Source organism: Pseudoalteromonas sp. CO109Y (assembly GCF_004208935.1).
Classification (GTDB): Bacteria; Pseudomonadota; Gammaproteobacteria; order Enterobacterales; family Alteromonadaceae; genus Pseudoalteromonas; species Pseudoalteromonas shioyasakiensis.
On the sequence record NZ_SGPD01000030.1, the window covers coordinates 159,840 to 175,733 of the forward strand.

18 protein-coding genes are annotated in these 15,894 nt (G+C 37.1%); 13 read left to right on the plus strand and 5 right to left on the minus strand.

Annotation, left to right across the window (positions count from 1 at the left end; genetic code table 11):
* Nucleotides 1-26 precede the first annotated feature (26 nt).
* Nucleotides 27-1,478: an exodeoxyribonuclease I gene (gene sbcB, locus EXT43_RS12620; RefSeq protein ID WP_063528702.1), complete on the minus strand. Its 1,452-nt coding sequence runs from the start codon at nucleotides 1,476-1,478 to the stop codon at nucleotides 27-29.
* A gap of 138 nt (nucleotides 1,479-1,616) precedes the next feature.
* Between sbcB and EXT43_RS12625 the strand changes: the two genes are divergently transcribed.
* From EXT43_RS12625 to EXT43_RS12640, 5 genes are all read left to right on the plus strand, one after another.
* A complete protein-coding gene (locus EXT43_RS12625; protein ID WP_130167112.1) occupies nucleotides 1,617-2,816 on the plus strand; it encodes a site-specific integrase in 1,200 nt (399 codons plus the stop codon).
* Nucleotides 2,817-2,973: 157 nt separating this feature from the next.
* The gene (locus EXT43_RS20695) at nucleotides 2,974-3,150 is read left to right on the plus strand and encodes a hypothetical protein (protein WP_165385103.1); all 177 of its coding nucleotides are present in this window, start codon (nucleotides 2,974-2,976) and stop codon (nucleotides 3,148-3,150) included.
* A gap of 236 nt (nucleotides 3,151-3,386) precedes the next feature.
* Complete coding sequence (locus EXT43_RS20765) at nucleotides 3,387-3,680, plus strand: hypothetical protein (protein WP_205990962.1); 294 nt, start codon at nucleotides 3,387-3,389, stop codon at nucleotides 3,678-3,680.
* Between the two features lie 5 nt (nucleotides 3,681-3,685).
* On the plus strand, nucleotides 3,686-4,165 hold the full coding sequence (locus tag EXT43_RS12635; RefSeq protein ID WP_130167114.1) for a DUF4760 domain-containing protein: 480 nt from the start codon (nucleotides 3,686-3,688) through the stop codon (nucleotides 4,163-4,165).
* A 123-nt stretch (nucleotides 4,166-4,288) separates the two neighbouring features.
* Entirely contained in the window at nucleotides 4,289-5,104 is an 816-nt protein-coding gene (locus EXT43_RS12640; RefSeq protein WP_130167115.1) for a hypothetical protein, read from the plus strand.
* A 199-nt stretch (nucleotides 5,105-5,303) separates the two neighbouring features.
* Here the strand turns inward: EXT43_RS12640 and EXT43_RS12645 are convergent, their stop codons facing one another.
* Nucleotides 5,304-5,678, minus strand: a complete 375-nt coding sequence (locus tag EXT43_RS12645) for a S24 family peptidase (RefSeq protein ID WP_130167116.1) — start codon at nucleotides 5,676-5,678, stop codon at nucleotides 5,304-5,306.
* A gap of 150 nt (nucleotides 5,679-5,828) precedes the next feature.
* Here EXT43_RS12645 and EXT43_RS12650 point away from each other — a divergent pair, with 150 nt between their 5' ends.
* On the plus strand, nucleotides 5,829-6,947 hold the full coding sequence (locus EXT43_RS12650) for a hypothetical protein (RefSeq protein WP_130167117.1): 1,119 nt from the start codon (nucleotides 5,829-5,831) through the stop codon (nucleotides 6,945-6,947).
* A 32-nt stretch (nucleotides 6,948-6,979) separates the two neighbouring features.
* Here EXT43_RS12650 and EXT43_RS12655 read toward each other — a convergent pair whose 3' ends face one another.
* The 3 genes from EXT43_RS12655 to EXT43_RS12665 are packed head-to-tail and all read right to left on the minus strand — an operon-like array spanning nucleotide 6,980 to nucleotide 9,856.
* Complete coding sequence (locus EXT43_RS12655) at nucleotides 6,980-8,020, minus strand: putative phage abortive infection protein (protein WP_130167118.1); 1,041 nt, start codon at nucleotides 8,018-8,020, stop codon at nucleotides 6,980-6,982.
* A gap of 3 nt (nucleotides 8,021-8,023) precedes the next feature.
* A complete protein-coding gene (locus EXT43_RS12660) occupies nucleotides 8,024-9,211 on the minus strand; it encodes a hypothetical protein (protein WP_130167119.1) in 1,188 nt (395 codons plus the stop codon).
* Between the two features lie 30 nt (nucleotides 9,212-9,241).
* On the minus strand, nucleotides 9,242-9,856 hold the full coding sequence (locus EXT43_RS12665) for an XRE family transcriptional regulator (RefSeq protein WP_130167120.1): 615 nt from the start codon (nucleotides 9,854-9,856) through the stop codon (nucleotides 9,242-9,244).
* A gap of 190 nt (nucleotides 9,857-10,046) precedes the next feature.
* Between EXT43_RS12665 and EXT43_RS12670 the strand changes: the two genes are divergently transcribed.
* The 7 genes from EXT43_RS12670 (at nucleotide 10,047) to EXT43_RS12700 (ending at nucleotide 15,578) form a co-directional block, all read left to right on the plus strand.
* Entirely contained in the window at nucleotides 10,047-10,265 is a 219-nt protein-coding gene (locus EXT43_RS12670; RefSeq protein WP_130167121.1) for a YdaS family helix-turn-helix protein, read from the plus strand.
* Nucleotides 10,262-10,555, plus strand: coding sequence for a hypothetical protein (locus EXT43_RS12675; protein WP_130167122.1), 294 nt, complete (start codon nucleotides 10,262-10,264; stop codon nucleotides 10,553-10,555). Before EXT43_RS12670 ends, EXT43_RS12675 begins: the two co-directional genes overlap by 4 nt.
* Nucleotides 10,556-10,566: 11 nt before the next feature.
* Entirely contained in the window at nucleotides 10,567-10,968 is a 402-nt protein-coding gene (locus EXT43_RS12680) for a hypothetical protein (RefSeq protein ID WP_130167123.1), read from the plus strand.
* A 9-nt stretch (nucleotides 10,969-10,977) separates the two neighbouring features.
* On the plus strand, nucleotides 10,978-11,577 hold the full coding sequence (locus EXT43_RS12685) for a DNA N-6-adenine-methyltransferase (RefSeq protein ID WP_130167124.1): 600 nt from the start codon (nucleotides 10,978-10,980) through the stop codon (nucleotides 11,575-11,577).
* 31 nt (nucleotides 11,578-11,608) lie between these two features.
* The gene (locus EXT43_RS12690) at nucleotides 11,609-11,890 is read left to right on the plus strand and encodes a hypothetical protein (protein WP_130167125.1); all 282 of its coding nucleotides are present in this window, start codon (nucleotides 11,609-11,611) and stop codon (nucleotides 11,888-11,890) included.
* 2 nt (nucleotides 11,891-11,892) lie between these two features.
* Nucleotides 11,893-14,322, plus strand: a complete 2,430-nt coding sequence (locus EXT43_RS12695) for a replication endonuclease (RefSeq protein WP_130167126.1) — start codon at nucleotides 11,893-11,895, stop codon at nucleotides 14,320-14,322.
* 212 nt (nucleotides 14,323-14,534) lie between these two features.
* Nucleotides 14,535-15,578: a sensor domain-containing diguanylate cyclase gene (locus EXT43_RS12700; RefSeq protein ID WP_130167127.1), complete on the plus strand. Its 1,044-nt coding sequence runs from the start codon at nucleotides 14,535-14,537 to the stop codon at nucleotides 15,576-15,578.
* The last annotated feature ends 316 nt before the right edge of the window (nucleotides 15,579-15,894 follow it).

Here is a 15,894-nt window from a genome sequence, read left to right on the forward strand (position 1 = left end):
TCGATTGTCGATTGTCGCGTTTTTTATTACATGCTTTGTGCGTAATTGTACAACGCTTTTAATATATGCAGATTTTTCTCGTTATCATCATTTTCATGCGCTAGATTTTCTAAGGTGATCATGAAATCTTGGCCACTGATCGACGGGCTATCTTCACCGTGCATTAGCTTATTTTGGCAATACTGGCGCCATTTTGCTAATTCATCTTGGCTTAGTGTGTGTGGCCAGTTTCGAGCGCGGTATCTAAATAACAAGGTAGCAAACTTTTTATCATCAAAATCAAGCTGCATTGAGGCTAATTGCTCAGGGCTTGCATCTCGAACAATAGCAAATTTTGCTTTATCTGCGTGGCTGGTAAAACCATCATAAAGTTGATAATCAGGGTTAGTGGTTTCGCCATAATCACGCTGCTCGTTAAACACTTCGGTCACTTTGTCGCGAAGTTCTGTGTTGGCTTTTAAAATAGCGAGATTTTGTAAGCATTTTTCGCGGTCAATACCTAATCGGGCTGCGTTCTCTGGCAACAAGGTTTTTGCTGGTGCAAGAATAGGGCACTTGTTTAAATGCACGAGTTTTAAGCCTACCGGTGCTTCGTCTTCACCAAGGTCGCTGTGTTTTGTGTAAAGACGGGTGCGTAGCTCTTCAATAGATAAATCTAATAGCACTTGCGGATCTTCAGTCAAATTAAAGCAAATAATGGCGTTTTTATTGACTGGGTGAAAGCTCATTGGTGCAATCCAGCTGGTGCAACCTTGGCTTGCTGGAATTCGTGATGAGGTGTGCACCAATGGTGTCATGTTAAATACATCAACTAAATCAGCCAATGCTTTTTTAGAACGTAAGCTAAAGAAAAACTGATACAACTTAGGTTGTTTTTCTTTTATTAATTTTGCCAACGCTATGGTTGCCGTTACATCACTTAATGCATCGTGAGCGGCAGCGTGCTCAATGCCATTGGCAACGGTTAAATGCTCGAGCTTAAAGCTCGGCGTACCGTCTTCTTTGAGCGGCCATTCAATGCCTTCTGGGCGTAATGCATAACAGGCACGCACTAAATCAATAATATCCCAGCGGCTATTATTGTTTTTGTATTCACGCTCGTATGGGTCATAAAAGTTACGGTATAAGCTGTAACGTGTGACTTCATCATCAAAACGGATGCTGTTATAGCCCGCAACACAGGTATTAGGTTGGCTAAATTCAGCATGGATCTTTGCCATAAACTCAGCTTCGACTAAGCCTTTTTGCATCGCAACTTGTGGGGTAATACCCGTTATTAAACACGCTTCAGGGTGGGGCAAGTAATCGGCAGCTGGCTTGCAATACTCAATTAACGGCTCACCAATAATATTCAAATCGAGATCGGTACGAATACCTGCAAATTGACTCGGGCGGTCTTTTTGCGGGCTTGCGCCAAATGTTTCGTAGTCGTGCCAGTATATCGTTGGGGGTGTGTCGTAGTATTCTCTGTTAGCCATGCAATATCCTAAGCCTTTAAATTCAATGCGTTTGGGCTTGTTTTTAGTTCTTCTAGTTACTTCGTGTTTCTTGCAATGATCTCAAGGTGTGTATAGTATCGTGTATAAATTTTTTTGTAAGTGTGTATAAAAAATTAAATGCCGTTAAGCGATACCAAACTCCGAAATTTGTTAGGCAAGAACCAAGAGCCCAGCACATTATCGCACAGAGATAGCCTTAGTGTAAGGATATCAGCAAAAGGAACGATTACTTGGCAATATCGTTGCCGAGTTGATGGCAAACAAGTGATCATTACACTTGGCCGTTATCCTGGCCTTTCTATTAAAGAAGCGCAATCGTACATACCACAGTTTCAAAACTGGCTTAGTCAAAAGAAAGACCCTCGCATTGAATTAAAGCTAATGCGTAACAATGCAAAGGGCTTACCCACAATGGCTGAAGTTGCTCATGAATGGGTATTAACTCGTGTGCCAGACCTCAAAGAAAAAACGCAAACACTCTACAAAAACCATGTAAAAAAATGGGTGGCTCCTTACTTAAACGATAGAGCCTTACCCGTCGACAATATGACTATTCATGACTGGGTAAAGTACTTTGATATGGTAAAGCGTGATGGTAGCGCTAAAACCGCCGGCACAATTTTAACCCGTATAAAATCAATTTTAGGTTGGGCTGAAAAACGTGGTTTAGTTAAACCTTTTAATCCGGTTTTAAACCTAAATGTAAGTGATGTAGGTGAGCAGGCGAGTGTAGGCCAACGAGTTTTACAGCTAGATGAAATAGCTAAACTTTGGTTGCAGATTGAATCTACAAGAGCAACATTAGCAACCAAGTCTTGTTTGCAGCTTATATTTATAACAGGCGCTCGCCAGTCTGAGGTTCGTTTAGCTAAGTGGGAGCATTTTGACTTTGAGAATGATATTTGGACTGTACCACCTGAAAACTCAAAAACAAATAAAGCGATAAGGCGCCCAATCTCAAGCTTGATGAAAGAAATCCTGAATAGGCTTGCAACTGTTTACGGGAACTTCGACTACATAATACCAGGTAGCAACCCACGAAAACCAATGACCACACATAGCATTAATCGCTATTGTTGTCGTGTTTGGGAGCAGCTATTTGAAAAATACAGCATGCCTAAATTCATACCACATGATGCGCGTAGATCACTATCTACATTATTAAGCGAACACGGTGTTGCGCCACACGTAACAGAAAAGATGCTCGGGCATACAATGCGTGGAGTTATGGCGGTTTACAACAAACATGACTGGATGAAAGAGCAAAGAGAAGGTTATGAGCTTTATTGTGAACTAATAGGTAAATTTTTAAAGTAAAGAGCTACAAGGTGGCGTTACATGGTGGGGATCTAAGGTAACAGATAGAAACAGAATTGTTGACATTTTCGTCAATATAGTTATCATTCAAATTAATGCATTCAAAGTTTTGCATGCATATTTTAAAAGTTATCAAAACGGCAATAAGGAGCTTGTTATGGCTACTACGTCATTTGAAAAAAACTTTGTAGTAACAGACCGAAACGCTATCGAAGCGTTCAAAGAAAACTGCAAAAAAGCCCATAAAGTTACCACTAACAATCGTAACCATGAGGCAGATAGAGTAAAAGGAATTGCGTTATTAAGACAACGGTTGTCCCACTCTCAGATCTAATAGAGGAGTTTGATGCAGAAGAATTATATCAGCTCCTTTCTACCTTTTGCAGTAATAAAAATTCGGATGTTCAGTCCTTTTTAACAGACCCCAACAAATCAATTCGCCTTGAAAATACCTCTAAGTCCCGAACTTATTTAATCCTTGATGAAGAAGGGCAAATACTAGCCTACTTTTCACTGTCACTAAAAGAAATTCAACTTAATCAAGACAATGAAAAGCCGATAAGTAAAAATTTGCGCAAAAAGCTTGATGGTATCTGCAAAAATAGTGATCGCGTAAATGCTTACCTAATAGGTCAACTAGGTAAGAACGACTCTATAAACGATAACCTAATAAACCTGGAACTGATTCTCGAAGAAGCCTATACGCTGATAGATAAAGCAAATCAACTTGTTGGTGGTAGGGTAATTATACTTGAGTGCGAAAAAGTAGCTAAATTAGTGTCATTATACCAAAGTGCTGGGTTTAACATCTTAATTGATAACCCTGCTGAGCGTTTAATCACTATGTACACATTTGTTAGGTAGTACCAATGTACGAATTTTTACTTAAAGTTGCGGCTATTGCACCAATTACAATCCCCTTAGCCGCACTAGTTGCTCTTTATGGTATTAAGGTTCAAAAAAAGGAAAAGAGGCTTGAAAAGTCTTTATCTTTCTCTCATGGACTAAGTGAAAATAAGCTATTTCAAGACTCATTTAAGACTTTGTCTGTGCTTTTAGATAATAGACTAGACAAACCACTTTCAGAATACGCAACAAAAGAAATGAGTACTGATGAAGCAAATGCTATCAGGTCAGTATTAAATGAGTTAGAAAGAATGGCTGCAGGGGTTAGGTATAATATTTATGATGAAGAGTTCTTGTTTTCCTCATTATCAACTCTAGTTCTTAATGTTCACCTTCACTTAAAGCCTTATATAAAAGAAGTGAAAAAGAGAAATCCATTCTTATATGAAAACTTAGACTATATTTGTTTAAGTTGGAAAATAAAGAGATTAAATAAAAAATAAGGAAGATCTTATCCTCCAGAAGAGTAATAGAATTATTACAAACCGATTATGCAAAGGGCTTAGGTTCAAGATAACATAGCCAAAGATAAAAATAATTTAAAGAGTTTAAGCGGGATTTCCTCAATGACAAAAGAACAAAAAAAACCATTTACTAAGAGAGAATGGATCACACTAATAGTATTATTAAGCATCGTTCAAGCCTTTTTTTGGTATGCGGTTTTTGAAAATTCGCAGAGTTCTTCTGCCCTTTCTTATGTATCTTTTGCGGGTACATTGGTCTCGATAATTTTGGCTGTTTTGGCTATTGGTTATACTTATGGAGAATCAATTTCACAAAAAGGTAAAAGTGATGAGTTAGCTGAGCAAATAAAAACACTTGGAGGATTGATTGAGAGTGTTGAGATTGAAGCAAAATCATTAGAAAAAATACAAGTCATATCTAAAGAACTAACTAGCTTTATCGGAACTTATAAGAGTGATAAGCAGGTTTCGGAGAAACATTTAGCGGATATTCAATCTTCAATGTTAGCTTTCTCCAAGGTTGAACATAAACCAATAATGAATTCTATTACTCCTTTGTCAGAGTTAGAGCAATTATTTAATGATAGAAGCCCACTAGATACATTGTGTTACTTGATGTTAGTTTACTTAGAGGAAAATCAATCCTCTCACAGCTATAGAAGTATGGAAGAAATAAATGAACTCTTACATGAGACACCTATGAACTTAGATATTGCTTTTTTTCGAGGAGCAATGTTCACTCAATCATCACTATTACAAAATTTGGGTTATATTGAAGTTGATAATGGAAATTATTTCAAGTTAAATAAAGAGTTCAAGGAATATATAAAAACGAGTTTAATAAATAAAGAAGAGTTAGAAGGAGACTCTTCTTATACTAAAATAATCAAGAATGTTTATAAAATAGTTTTAGGATAGGTTATTTATAATTTAAAATATATTTCATTAGATCTCAGGAGTGATTTTAACATTATTATGAAAATAATATTTATTTAAATGATTACTCCAAGGTGTATTGCCAATATAGTTAACAGGTCTATAAGATCTTGCTTAGAGTAAGCCCGCAATTAGCGGGCTTTTTTGTTAGTGTGGATTAACACTGAACTAAAATTAAATCTTAACACCCAAACTCTAAAACACTAGTAGTTCTGTGCATTCTGATTGATTGTGTAACTACACCTTCGACATTGTATTGGTCAAACCCAGTTAATTTGTATGGCTTATTAGCTGGGTTTGCAGATAGCAAAAGGTTATTAGTTAAGTCGGCTATCTTACAAACAAACTGACCATTCAAGCATGCAACGATTACATCGTTCTGCTGAACATCTTTGGACCTATCAATAATTAACAAATCACCATCAAAGATCCCCACACCTTCCATACTTCGGCCACTTGCACGGCCGATAAAAGTTGAGTCCTTCAAAAAGCTCATATCTAAGGTTTTAGGAAGTTCTTTAAATTTAGGTCCAACATTTACATTTTCGATAATCATAATAGGTACTCGTTACAATCTATTCTTGAGATTATAGTCGTTTACTGTGTTTTTATACAGTATTCTTATTTTCTTCGACTGTATAAATCCCCAGCTTGTTATAAAATGAACAGTACCTTAATCTAGGGTTTTCAATGGAAAGGGATGATCATGGAAGCGGAACGACTAATCTTAGATGCAATTGAAGCGAAACAAAAAATAAACGTCATTTATCATGGCGGTAGTATGAGCGGTCAGCCAAGACAGTTAGGTCCTATTAGCATTAAAGGCAATAAGCTAAGGGCTAAATGCTACAAAAGTGATGCCTTCAAAACGTTTGTTATTGATAAAATCCAAGTAATAACTAGTGATGGTGAGTTAACAGAAAAGAGATCACCAAACACACATTCAAAATTAGTGATTGAGCCAGAGCAAACTTTATTAGATGTATCAAACGCAATTCAACCCCACTTTGATGACAAGTTATGGCTTGTTGAATTAAACGAAGATAATAAATCACTATATATTTACCCTCGTTTTAAAAATGGTAAACCCAAGAAATCTGTAGATTTAGCTTTATTCTATGAAGAATATCGTACTGAACTTGTTTTAAATGAGACTACAGATGAATTTGAAGATATTGAAATAAAAAGAGTAAAACCTTGGCTGGTGTCGTGTAAAAACAAAACAACAACCTCCTTCGGTTCTTTAAACAAAGCAACTGCAAAGTTCTTTGAATGGGGTAAAGAGCTATTAGGCGATTCCAGTGTTCAATTTAAATTTACAGAATGCGCAACTTTAAAGTATCTAAAACTGATGTGGCCAACAGATAGTAAAAGTAAAATTAAACGAGAGTTAGCAGAGTATCCTAGTGTTTATTTTAATTCGGCCCTTAATGAGGGGTCATTCAATAATGATAGTTGGTTTTATCAAGTTCCTTACACATTCAGAGATGCACTTGATATAAAGTATGAACAAAGAGTGAAAGATAAAAAACCATACATGGTATGGACACAAGGGCCAATCCTGAAGTTTAAAATGGGTGATACGTTCCCTTCGAAAAATGGTATCAGCACAATCCAAGTTCAATATGGCGAACAGATGGGTTGGGATAGAGAAAAGGATGAAATGTTTCTCGGAAGTGTTGTTTTTGACCTGTTCGAACACGTTAACAATCAATACTTTTTCAAGCAGCGTTATCAATGTGATCAAATGATGTTCTTGCAGCTATTGATTACAGGTGAAGGTATAGATAGATTTACTAAATTAACAAGATCATTAAATTACTAGAAAAAAGCCCGCTAAACGCGGGCTTTTTAATGTTACTGATCAACCATGTTTCTAAACTTATTATATTTAAGTATCTGATAGTTTAGCCCAAAAGCAGAGCGTATGAGTCTGCCATTTGAATCGAGGGATAAGTACTGATCAATTTCACTGCTAGTTAGTAGTAATGTTGGGTTATTGATTGTGAAGGTAGTGATGTGATCTTTATCTTTTTTGTAAGTTATGTCTAGATGCTCTAGTAGCTCGAAATGAAGAACTAACTTTCTGAATTGACCATTGTCAATTTCAGAGCATAAACAGTTTAAAAGCAGAAGTGTGAGCTCTTGGTTTGATAGTTGAGCTCTCAAAATATTACTGTATTTTTTTTGTTCTTGATATGTCGTGATACTTGTTTTTATTAGTTTTAGTATTTGATAAAGGTTTCTAAAATAGCTGCCAAATACTCTGTTTTCGTATAGATAAAACGCGTTGAAAACATTTACGATCGATGACTTATCACCAACGCCTTGGTGAGCATCTTGTATCGCTGATATTAATCTATTTAAACTGTCTATGCCTGGAAGCTTACTAGTACTAAAAACTTCAAAGTAAGGGATATTTAGTTTCTGACTTATTTCATCGTGTGAATCAATATGGTTGTAATTAAACTTATCTAGAAGACGACCATGTAGCTCTAGCATATTGAAAAAAGTGGTTTCAAAGCTCTGCACAGCAAGTAATTTTGCTTGTTCTTCTAACGCGGTTGCTGAGTTGGCAAGTTCATTGCGAGTAAGAGCTAGTTCCTGATTGCTGACTTGTAAAGCCCTTTCATTTTGCTCTATAGCTTCTGTTCCTTGTTGTATTGCTTGTTCACTTTGTTCTAGAGCTTTCTTATTTTGCATCAACGTATGAGCAATTAAAATTAAACTAAGGAATGCAAATATAGGGTTTAGAACGCCCCCGAAAAAGTCGCCAACGGCACCCCAATCACCAATAGTTTGAGCAAAGCCAATGCCGAAGTTATCTATATAAAACAAAAAGGCAGATATTCCTGCTGCTACCGCTAAACAACAAATTAGTATTATCATCCATTTCATTTTTTATTTCCCTTTAAGTGAAGTAAGCAATTTAGTTATTTGGTCCATACCATCAAAAGTACTTGGTAGATTCTCAGAGTCGCTGATAATCCCACTAAAAATTAAGTTCTCGAATTTCTCTAATGGATTCGTTTCTTTATCCCCTTTAACATCATTCGAGTAATCTGTATAACTTTCAATAAATTGGCAAAGAGTGCGTCTTAACTCTATTTGTAAAACCTGAGCTTTAACAGATTTGTAATTTTGTAGAATTACTCTAAAAAAATAGATCAGTATTATTTCTAAAGAAATAAAGGGTACTATTTTAATCAAATAATTGAGTGAGGTATTTTCTTTCAGTATTGAATCTGGAAGCCAACCAAAAATAATACATATGAGTGGGATTACCATTATGATACCCATGGATACTAACCATCTATATAGAGATTCTGCTTCACTACTTTTTTGTATTAATAAGTGATGAAAACCTTCAGATAGGCCAGCAAAATTAAGCCGTGACTGTTGTTTTTTTAGAGTCTCCTCTAATTTATCAACCTTAGTTTGCCGAGCATCTAACTTTTTATCAAAGTCAGATATTTTTTCATCTACTTCTCTGTTGAAATCTATCGCACTATTTATACATCTTTCAACTTTTACAACTTTATCATCTATCGAAGAAAATAAAGAAATCTCTTCAGAGTTGTATAAGTGTTTCATAATTTCATATGATAAAAAGTAGGTTATTTGAGTTAGCTCAGAGTTAAATGATGAACTGAATGTCTGGCTTGCTAAATAATCGGAAGTTCTTTTTTTTAAGTTGGTTACTGCGTATTCATCATTTAGGAGATCACTTGAAGTTGTTTTTATACTATTACGAAAATCAAGCTCATAAAATAATTTAGCACACCCCAAATACAGTCTTTCAATTTCAGCCGCATGTATATCGTCATTAGGGATTGAAGCATAAAACTTACTTATTAAGGATAGTAATTCTGTTTTAAATTTTTCCCCATACAAAATGCTAAAATTATCCCAGATATCAGGGGTATCCCTAATATCTTTTATTATATCTACAGAATCTCTAAATAATTGAAAATAATAACCTTCTTTTCCATTGTTTAAACTGAACTTGTCATTAAAACTCTTTGGATCAATTGTCCAGTAGAAGTCTAGGAATTTAGAAAGAGTATTAACTTTACCTTTGAACAGCATGTATTAGTCCTTTAATTTTATATTTCGAAGTTACAGAGACTTACCTGTAAAAATCACTTTACCTACTAACGTACAATTACCATTGATCGGTATGAGTTGCTCAGGCCAGTTGGGGTTGGCGGCTTTTAGGAACTTTTGATTGCCTTCAATGATCAGCTGTTTGAAAGTAGCTTGGTTGTCGTCATCTAAACGAGCTACAACATACGAACCGTGGATGCATTCGGCTTCGGGGTCAACAAAGATTAGGTCGCCATCATTAAACTTAGGTTCCATGCTTATTCCTTGAACCTTTAGAACAAATGACTGTTCACTACAATTAACAGGGCAAAGGAATCTTTCAGCATCCACAGGGCTAACTTCAGAAATGTCTGACCAAGCACCAGCTTGAACCCAACTTATTAGCGGAAGTTGGTGTTTAGCAATAGGTGTTGATGTTGCATTATCTAGTTCACCTATTCCAAATTGAAGGTACTCAGGGGTACATTTTAGTGCTCTAGCAAGCGACTCTATATTTCTAGGGTTCTTGGTTTCACCCTTTTCTAGTTTTTGAATAGAATTTTGCGCTACACCAACGAGTTCGGCTAATTGATATTGAGTAAGATCTAAAGCTTTCCTTAGCTTTTTCACACGATTAGCAATATCCATATCATCTCCAAAAGTTGTTAAATATAAACACTTTAATTAGTTGTTCGGAAGATTATCACAACTTAAAGTGGTTCAGGTCAAATATCTATTATTGGTTATAAATTCTTAAATACAACAAATAGTGGTTTACAAACCACTAAAGGAGATCTTAATATATACCTAAAGTGGTTAGCCATTGAAGGAGATGAGAATGTCAGCAATTGAAAAAGCTATAAAGCTAATTGGTGGGCAGACAAAACTTGCAAAAATTTTAGGAACAAAGCAATCAGTTGTATTTCATTGGGTGCACCGTCATGGCCAAGCCCCAGCTAAATACATTCCACGTATTTCTGAATTAACAAACGGCGAAGTATCGGTAAACGATTTATTAGCCGATCACCAAAAATGCAACAAGGAGAGTGCCGCATGAATACTGAACAAGAAATAGTGAATTTAAACGTTCATCCAGATGCAAAGGCTATGTTGTTTGCTTTGCTTCAAGAGAACTTAGCATTGCGTGAACAAGTAAAAGAGCTAGATGAAAAGCTAGTCGACTCAAAAGAAGCTATGCAGTTGCTTGGTTGTGGCCGTAAAAAGTTTTGGGAATTATCAAAAGTTGAAGGGTTCCCGCTGCCAGTCCAGTTCGGAAAATCAAACTACTACCGTGTTCAAGATTTAGTGAAGTTTAGAAACCAGTACCAACAAAACGTAAACAGCTAGGAGCATTGATCATGGCAAATTCTTTAGCACAGAGTGATGAAAAAAATGCAGTTCAACTTGAAGTTGTTGAAGGGCGAAAATTACCAAAAGGCCTTACTGAAATTAAAGCATTGATGGGTGATACAAAGCGTACACCTGGTTACCTATTTGATGCAGTTTTGACAGAACAACAGCGAAAAATTATTTGTTTTGCTGCAGGGCTTAAACAACGTCACGTAAAAATGAGTTTTTACAAGTTCGATTTTCAAGAACGCAAAGCCGTACATAAAGCTATTTTGAATTTACAAAGTATTGTTGCCACGTTTGATGATGCAAATGTGTTGATGCCTGAAAAGTTTGAACGCACTCAGCCTAAGTTTGATGTAGTTCCGCACTTGGTTGCTGAGCAACAATCTAACACTCAAACACATTAAGGATTGATCATGACGCCAGATCAGCTAATCAACCAAGATAGCGGTAATGTTGAATATTACACACCGGATGAAGTGTTAGAACGTGTTCACTTGATGTTTCCAGTAATTGATTTAGACCCTGCGAGTAATGAAATTGCTAATCAATCAGTTAAGGCAAAGCGTTACTTTACCAAAGAGGATGATGCTTTAACTCTAGACTGGATTGCTGACACTGTTTGGCTTAACCACCCATTCAATAAAGGTGAGCTAGCTTGCAAGCCTAAGTGTGTTAAAAAAATATGCAATGACCCTACTTATCATAAATACCGAGGTCATTGTATTACCGAAGATATTGCAAGCAATGGTGATTGGGTTGATTACTACTTAAATCAGTTTGCTTTAGGCAACTTTAAAGAAGCGATGAATATCACCTTTGTTAATAGCTCAGAAGCATGGTGCCAAAAGTTATTAAATGCGGGTGTTAGCTGCTTTATTGATGGCCGAACTCACTTTAAAGACCCGCAAGGCAATGTAAAGAAAGGCGCAACAAAGGGCTGCTTCATAACCTACCTAGGCCACCGAGCCGAAGAATTTAAATCAATCTTTTCCACTCTTGGCGTTGTGAAATAACAACGATCAAAACCCCAAAGGACGACTAAAAATGACCACTATCAAAGACCGAGATCTATCTAAAAATCAGCGTTTAGTAGACAACATCGTATTACATGCCATTGACCAAGTTAATTTTACAGTTAGGAACTTAGGTAAGCGTCCAACGTTTGCTATGTTGATGGAATGCGAAAACTGCCTTACTGACTTTATGCCAGTGATTAAGTTGATTGTTGATGACTACCCTGAGTATGCACATGTTTACGACAAAATGGCGAGCGTACTAGAGGCGGTTCAAGTTCATGACGATCTAAGCTTGATTGAGTTTGCATAGCAATGCTAACAAACCACCCTCTTGATTTAGAAACCCTTAGACTATCGAGTATAGCTAAGGGTTTAATTTCCTCTATTAGCGATATCGACAACCACAACTATTTGGCTCGTGGCTTACAAAATGTGCCTGTGCCACTACAAAGCCGGATAGCCCGCAAGTACATGGACCGATACAACCAAAAAAAGGCGGGGAGTGAATACCGGGCTAATACATGGTTGCGCCGCACTATAAACCGTTTAAAACCACGCTTTGGCGTGTTGTTCAGTATTACTCAAAATATGCCATTGCCATGGCATATTTTAAGTAGTGTTGAGAAAACAAAAAAACATGCGGGTGATTTGGCAATTGAGTGTGTGCAAATAGCACTTGATGTAAGCGAAGAACATCAAGCAATGGATTATGAGCAAGTACTTAGATTTACCTATGAAGCCGTAGCAGATCATGCAAAAGCTATTGGCGTAAACGTGCCATTTTACGCGATGCGTGATGATGACTTACCGAGTGAATGCTTTGAAATTGCCTTACTTAAGATGCAGTGTGATAAATGGTGGACTCGCCAGTTAAAAACCCTACGTCGACAATTTATAGAGTTATTAGAAATAGCCACAGGGCAGGTGGGTAAAGACCTATACCACGACAAGAAAAACAACAAGTTTAAACGCCGTGGTATTAGCCCGTACTCATCTAAGCAAGCGCAACGTGAATTTAGCTTTGCGCAAGCAAGCGGGCGTCAGTTCCTTGAAATGATGGAGCTGCAAAGTAGCGACGGCGATGTCATTGACTTAATAGAAGCGGTTAAAAGTGGGATGGCAAATCCAGCGAACCGACGTAATGAGTTAATGTTGCGTATTCGTGAGACTGAAGAGCTTGCTGACGAAATGGGTTATGTAGGCGTATTTTATACAATTACGTGCCCTGCAAAGTACCATGCAAATTCAGCCCTGTGGCAGGGCACAACTCCCAAAGATGCACAAAGCTATTTAACTCGCACTTGGGCAAGAGCCCGTTCTAAATTAAACCGCCGTGACCTTAAATACTTTGGTGTACGTGTAGTTGAACCCCATGCAGATGGTTGCCCGCATTGGCACATGATGCTTTTCATGCCTAAAAACAAAGTTCAAGAAATCAATGCGATTTTACGTTGGTACTTTATTCAAGAGGATAAAACCGAGCTTTATGACCGTTACGGCCCTGAGTTAACCCGAGTTAAAGTATTTAATAAATGGGTGAATGTAGATAAAGAAGGCACTCACTTAAAACTTATTGAGGCTTGTGTTCCTTACCGTGCTAACACAGAGAAAGCCCGTTTATTTAAGATTTATAAGCAAAAGCGCCAAGAGTGGGGCTTTAAAAAAAGCCAAGGCAAAAAGGCCAAAGAGCCAAGCAAGTTTTATCGCACTTTTTCCCCGCGTTTTGATGCTGTGATCATGGATAAAAACAAGGGTAGTGCTGCAAGCTATATTGCTAAGTACATCAGTAAAAACATTGATGGTTATGGTGTCACTGATCATGAAGACGCTGAAACGGGTGAAAACTTAACAAGCCAGGTTAATCCTGTTTTAGCTTGGGCAAGTACGTGGAATATCCGACAGTTTCAGTTTCAAGGTTCACCTAGTGTTACGGTTTATCGTGAGCTACGCCGTATGCGTAAAGCACTTGATGATGACGAGTTTGAGCCAATACGCCAAGCAGCAGATGCAGCAAACTGGAAAGAATACGTAAAGCTGCAAGGTGGTATGTGTATTGGCCGCGATGCAAACTTTAAAACTCATTACGAAGAAACCCCACAAGGTAATGATTACGCTGAATTGGTGAAGCGTATCAAAGGGGTTTACCGCACTTTAAACAATAACCAGTTGATAACTAGGTTAGTCGAGTGGACCAGACAGCTCAAAGGTACAGCAGAGAAAACCGCAGCTAAGGACAACACCAACGTCGGCGCAGCCGACCTATCTTGGACTAGTGGTAATAACTGTACGCCCATAGCCACGGGCTCTAGGGACGAGTTGTTACTTGATATGGTGGGTTATGACAAAAAAGAGATCGAGCAGGTTAAAAAGGATCTAATTTCAGGTAAAAGGATCAGGCGAAACGAGCAAATTTACCAAATAAGGGATGGCCAGTTGCAGGTTCTGGACGAAACAGACCAACAAAAACATGAAAAACGACTCGCTATTGAATATCGAGCGAAAACTCTCGCCCAAAAATCGGGTAGCTGGTATGTAACCGATTTACATAGACAACAAGCAAAAGAGTTAATAGAGCTTGCATACACATACGCAGAGCATGATGGCCGAGATTCATTGATTGAAACAAGGAATGAGAATGGGCTTGTTGTAATAGGGGACTGGGATTTGGCGTTGTTAGTTAATGATGAGCAAGCTTCAGCAGTAAGTGAAAGTGATTGGTGGCGTTTACAGTTAATGGCTTAATGAAATTAGCCTTAACTTATTTGTCAGATTTTACTGCTAGCGTTTTATTAACCCTAATTGAAGATAGTTGTTCCCGCCACAAACGGACTTTTAGGATTGAATCGTGTAGTTCTATAATTGGAGCTTTCAGGGAATTATGTATATTATTGTAAACAACTTGTGCTAAATTTGGTTTATAGGAAGAGTACTATTGTCAGCTGTAAGGATTGCTCTTGGATAATAATGATGAAATTTTATTAAATTCCAATTTAATTAGAAGGCATTCATCAATGAAAGTTGATTTTAGTGCCCCGGTACAAGTGTTTATGTGGCAAGTTTTGCAGGATTCACTTGAAACTTTGGATGTAAGTCGTATTTCTGTTTGGCTATTAAACACTGATCCTATAAACAATATTTTAGAATGTGTTGCAAATACTGACTGGGGAGTTAATGGTACTCCTGATGAACTACCATATCTAACAAAAGGTGATTATCCACGCTATTTCGAGGCAATAGAGTTCGGAGCCCCCATTGTAGCCAATAATGCGCTCACTGATCATAGAACAATCGACTTCACCGATACATATTTAAAAACAGAAAATATCAAGTCTATGCTAGATACAATTATCTTTAGTGAAGGTAAACCTATTGGTGTTGTTTGTTTTGAACAAAAAGTCACTTTCAGAGAGTGGAATAGCTATGAAGTTTTTTTCGCTGAATTGATCGCAGATTGCTGCACATATCGATTTATGGCTCAAAAACAATCTAAGTTAGAAGAAAAGCTCCTTAACTTAGTATTTTACGATGAGTTAACAGGTGTTTATAACCGTCGGTATTTTTTTGACACTATTGATAAAACAATAAGTCTCCACGTACGCAAAAGCTTACCTTTAAGTATTGGTTTTATTGATTTCGATAACTTTAAATCAATAAATGATACATATGGACACCAAACGGGCGATAAAGTACTGAAAGAGTTTACTAAAATTGCACAGACAAGTCTCAGACGAGAAGATTTAATTTTTCGTTTTGGTGGTGAAGAGTTTATTGTTGTGTTTCAAGGCGTAGGCGTAATTGATGCTAAGAATGCTCTCATCAGGCTGCAGAGTTCAGTTAAGACTATATTGATTAATCATGACATTGAAGCATTGAATTTCACGTTTAGTGCAGGTGTAGTTGAATTAACTGAAAGATCATCTATTAAAAATGTGATAAAGCAGGCTGATAAACTACTTTATAAAGCTAAAAAAGAAGGTAAAAATCGCGTGGAGTGTTAGGCAATGCGCATCTTGTGTTTATGAGTCTTATGGCATAAGTTTCACTTACAGGGATTGTTTGATAATACAACTATAGGTTAAATGTACTTCTATGCTTAGTGAATGGATTTCGTTAGTTTTAGCCGGTTCTTTTTTGGGTTTATTTTGTGGAATCGCTACATTCCTTTTAATATACCTTTTCTCGATCATTTTCTTCCGCAAGGCAGATGGTGACTTTCTAGCCATACTTTCAATGGTAATTGTGATTATGATGCTATTAGGTTATTACGATTTTAGCTTTCAGACGTTTTTTGAGGCCTTAGAACCGAAAGATATT

What these genes read in the sequence shown, in the direction of transcription:
- EXT43_RS12670 (WP_130167121.1), top strand. Translation starts at nt 10,047, where the DNA reads ATGTCAGCAATTGAAAAAGCTATAAAGCTAATTGGTGGGCAGACAAAA.
- EXT43_RS12655 (WP_130167118.1), bottom strand. Translation starts at nt 8,020, where the DNA reads ATGAAATGGATGATAATACTAATTTGTTGTTTAGCGGTAGCAGCAGGA.
- EXT43_RS12645 (WP_130167116.1), bottom strand. Translation starts at nt 5,678, where the DNA reads ATGATTATCGAAAATGTAAATGTTGGACCTAAATTTAAAGAACTTCCT.
- EXT43_RS12650 (WP_130167117.1), top strand. Translation starts at nt 5,829, where the DNA reads ATGGAAGCGGAACGACTAATCTTAGATGCAATTGAAGCGAAACAAAAA.
- EXT43_RS12675 (WP_130167122.1), top strand. Translation starts at nt 10,262, where the DNA reads ATGAATACTGAACAAGAAATAGTGAATTTAAACGTTCATCCAGATGCA.
- EXT43_RS12660 (WP_130167119.1), bottom strand. Translation starts at nt 9,211, where the DNA reads ATGCTGTTCAAAGGTAAAGTTAATACTCTTTCTAAATTCCTAGACTTC.
- EXT43_RS12640 (WP_130167115.1), top strand. Translation starts at nt 4,289, where the DNA reads ATGACAAAAGAACAAAAAAAACCATTTACTAAGAGAGAATGGATCACA.
- EXT43_RS20695 (WP_165385103.1), top strand. Translation starts at nt 2,974, where the DNA reads ATGGCTACTACGTCATTTGAAAAAAACTTTGTAGTAACAGACCGAAAC.
- EXT43_RS12625 (WP_130167112.1), top strand. Translation starts at nt 1,617, where the DNA reads ATGCCGTTAAGCGATACCAAACTCCGAAATTTGTTAGGCAAGAACCAA.
- EXT43_RS12695 (WP_130167126.1), top strand. Translation starts at nt 11,893, where the DNA reads ATGCTAACAAACCACCCTCTTGATTTAGAAACCCTTAGACTATCGAGT.
- sbcB (WP_063528702.1), bottom strand. Translation starts at nt 1,478, where the DNA reads ATGGCTAACAGAGAATACTACGACACACCCCCAACGATATACTGGCAC.
- EXT43_RS12665 (WP_130167120.1), bottom strand. Translation starts at nt 9,856, where the DNA reads ATGGATATTGCTAATCGTGTGAAAAAGCTAAGGAAAGCTTTAGATCTT.
- EXT43_RS12685 (WP_130167124.1), top strand. Translation starts at nt 10,978, where the DNA reads ATGACGCCAGATCAGCTAATCAACCAAGATAGCGGTAATGTTGAATAT.
- EXT43_RS12690 (WP_130167125.1), top strand. Translation starts at nt 11,609, where the DNA reads ATGACCACTATCAAAGACCGAGATCTATCTAAAAATCAGCGTTTAGTA.
- EXT43_RS12635 (WP_130167114.1), top strand. Translation starts at nt 3,686, where the DNA reads ATGTACGAATTTTTACTTAAAGTTGCGGCTATTGCACCAATTACAATC.
- EXT43_RS12680 (WP_130167123.1), top strand. Translation starts at nt 10,567, where the DNA reads ATGGCAAATTCTTTAGCACAGAGTGATGAAAAAAATGCAGTTCAACTT.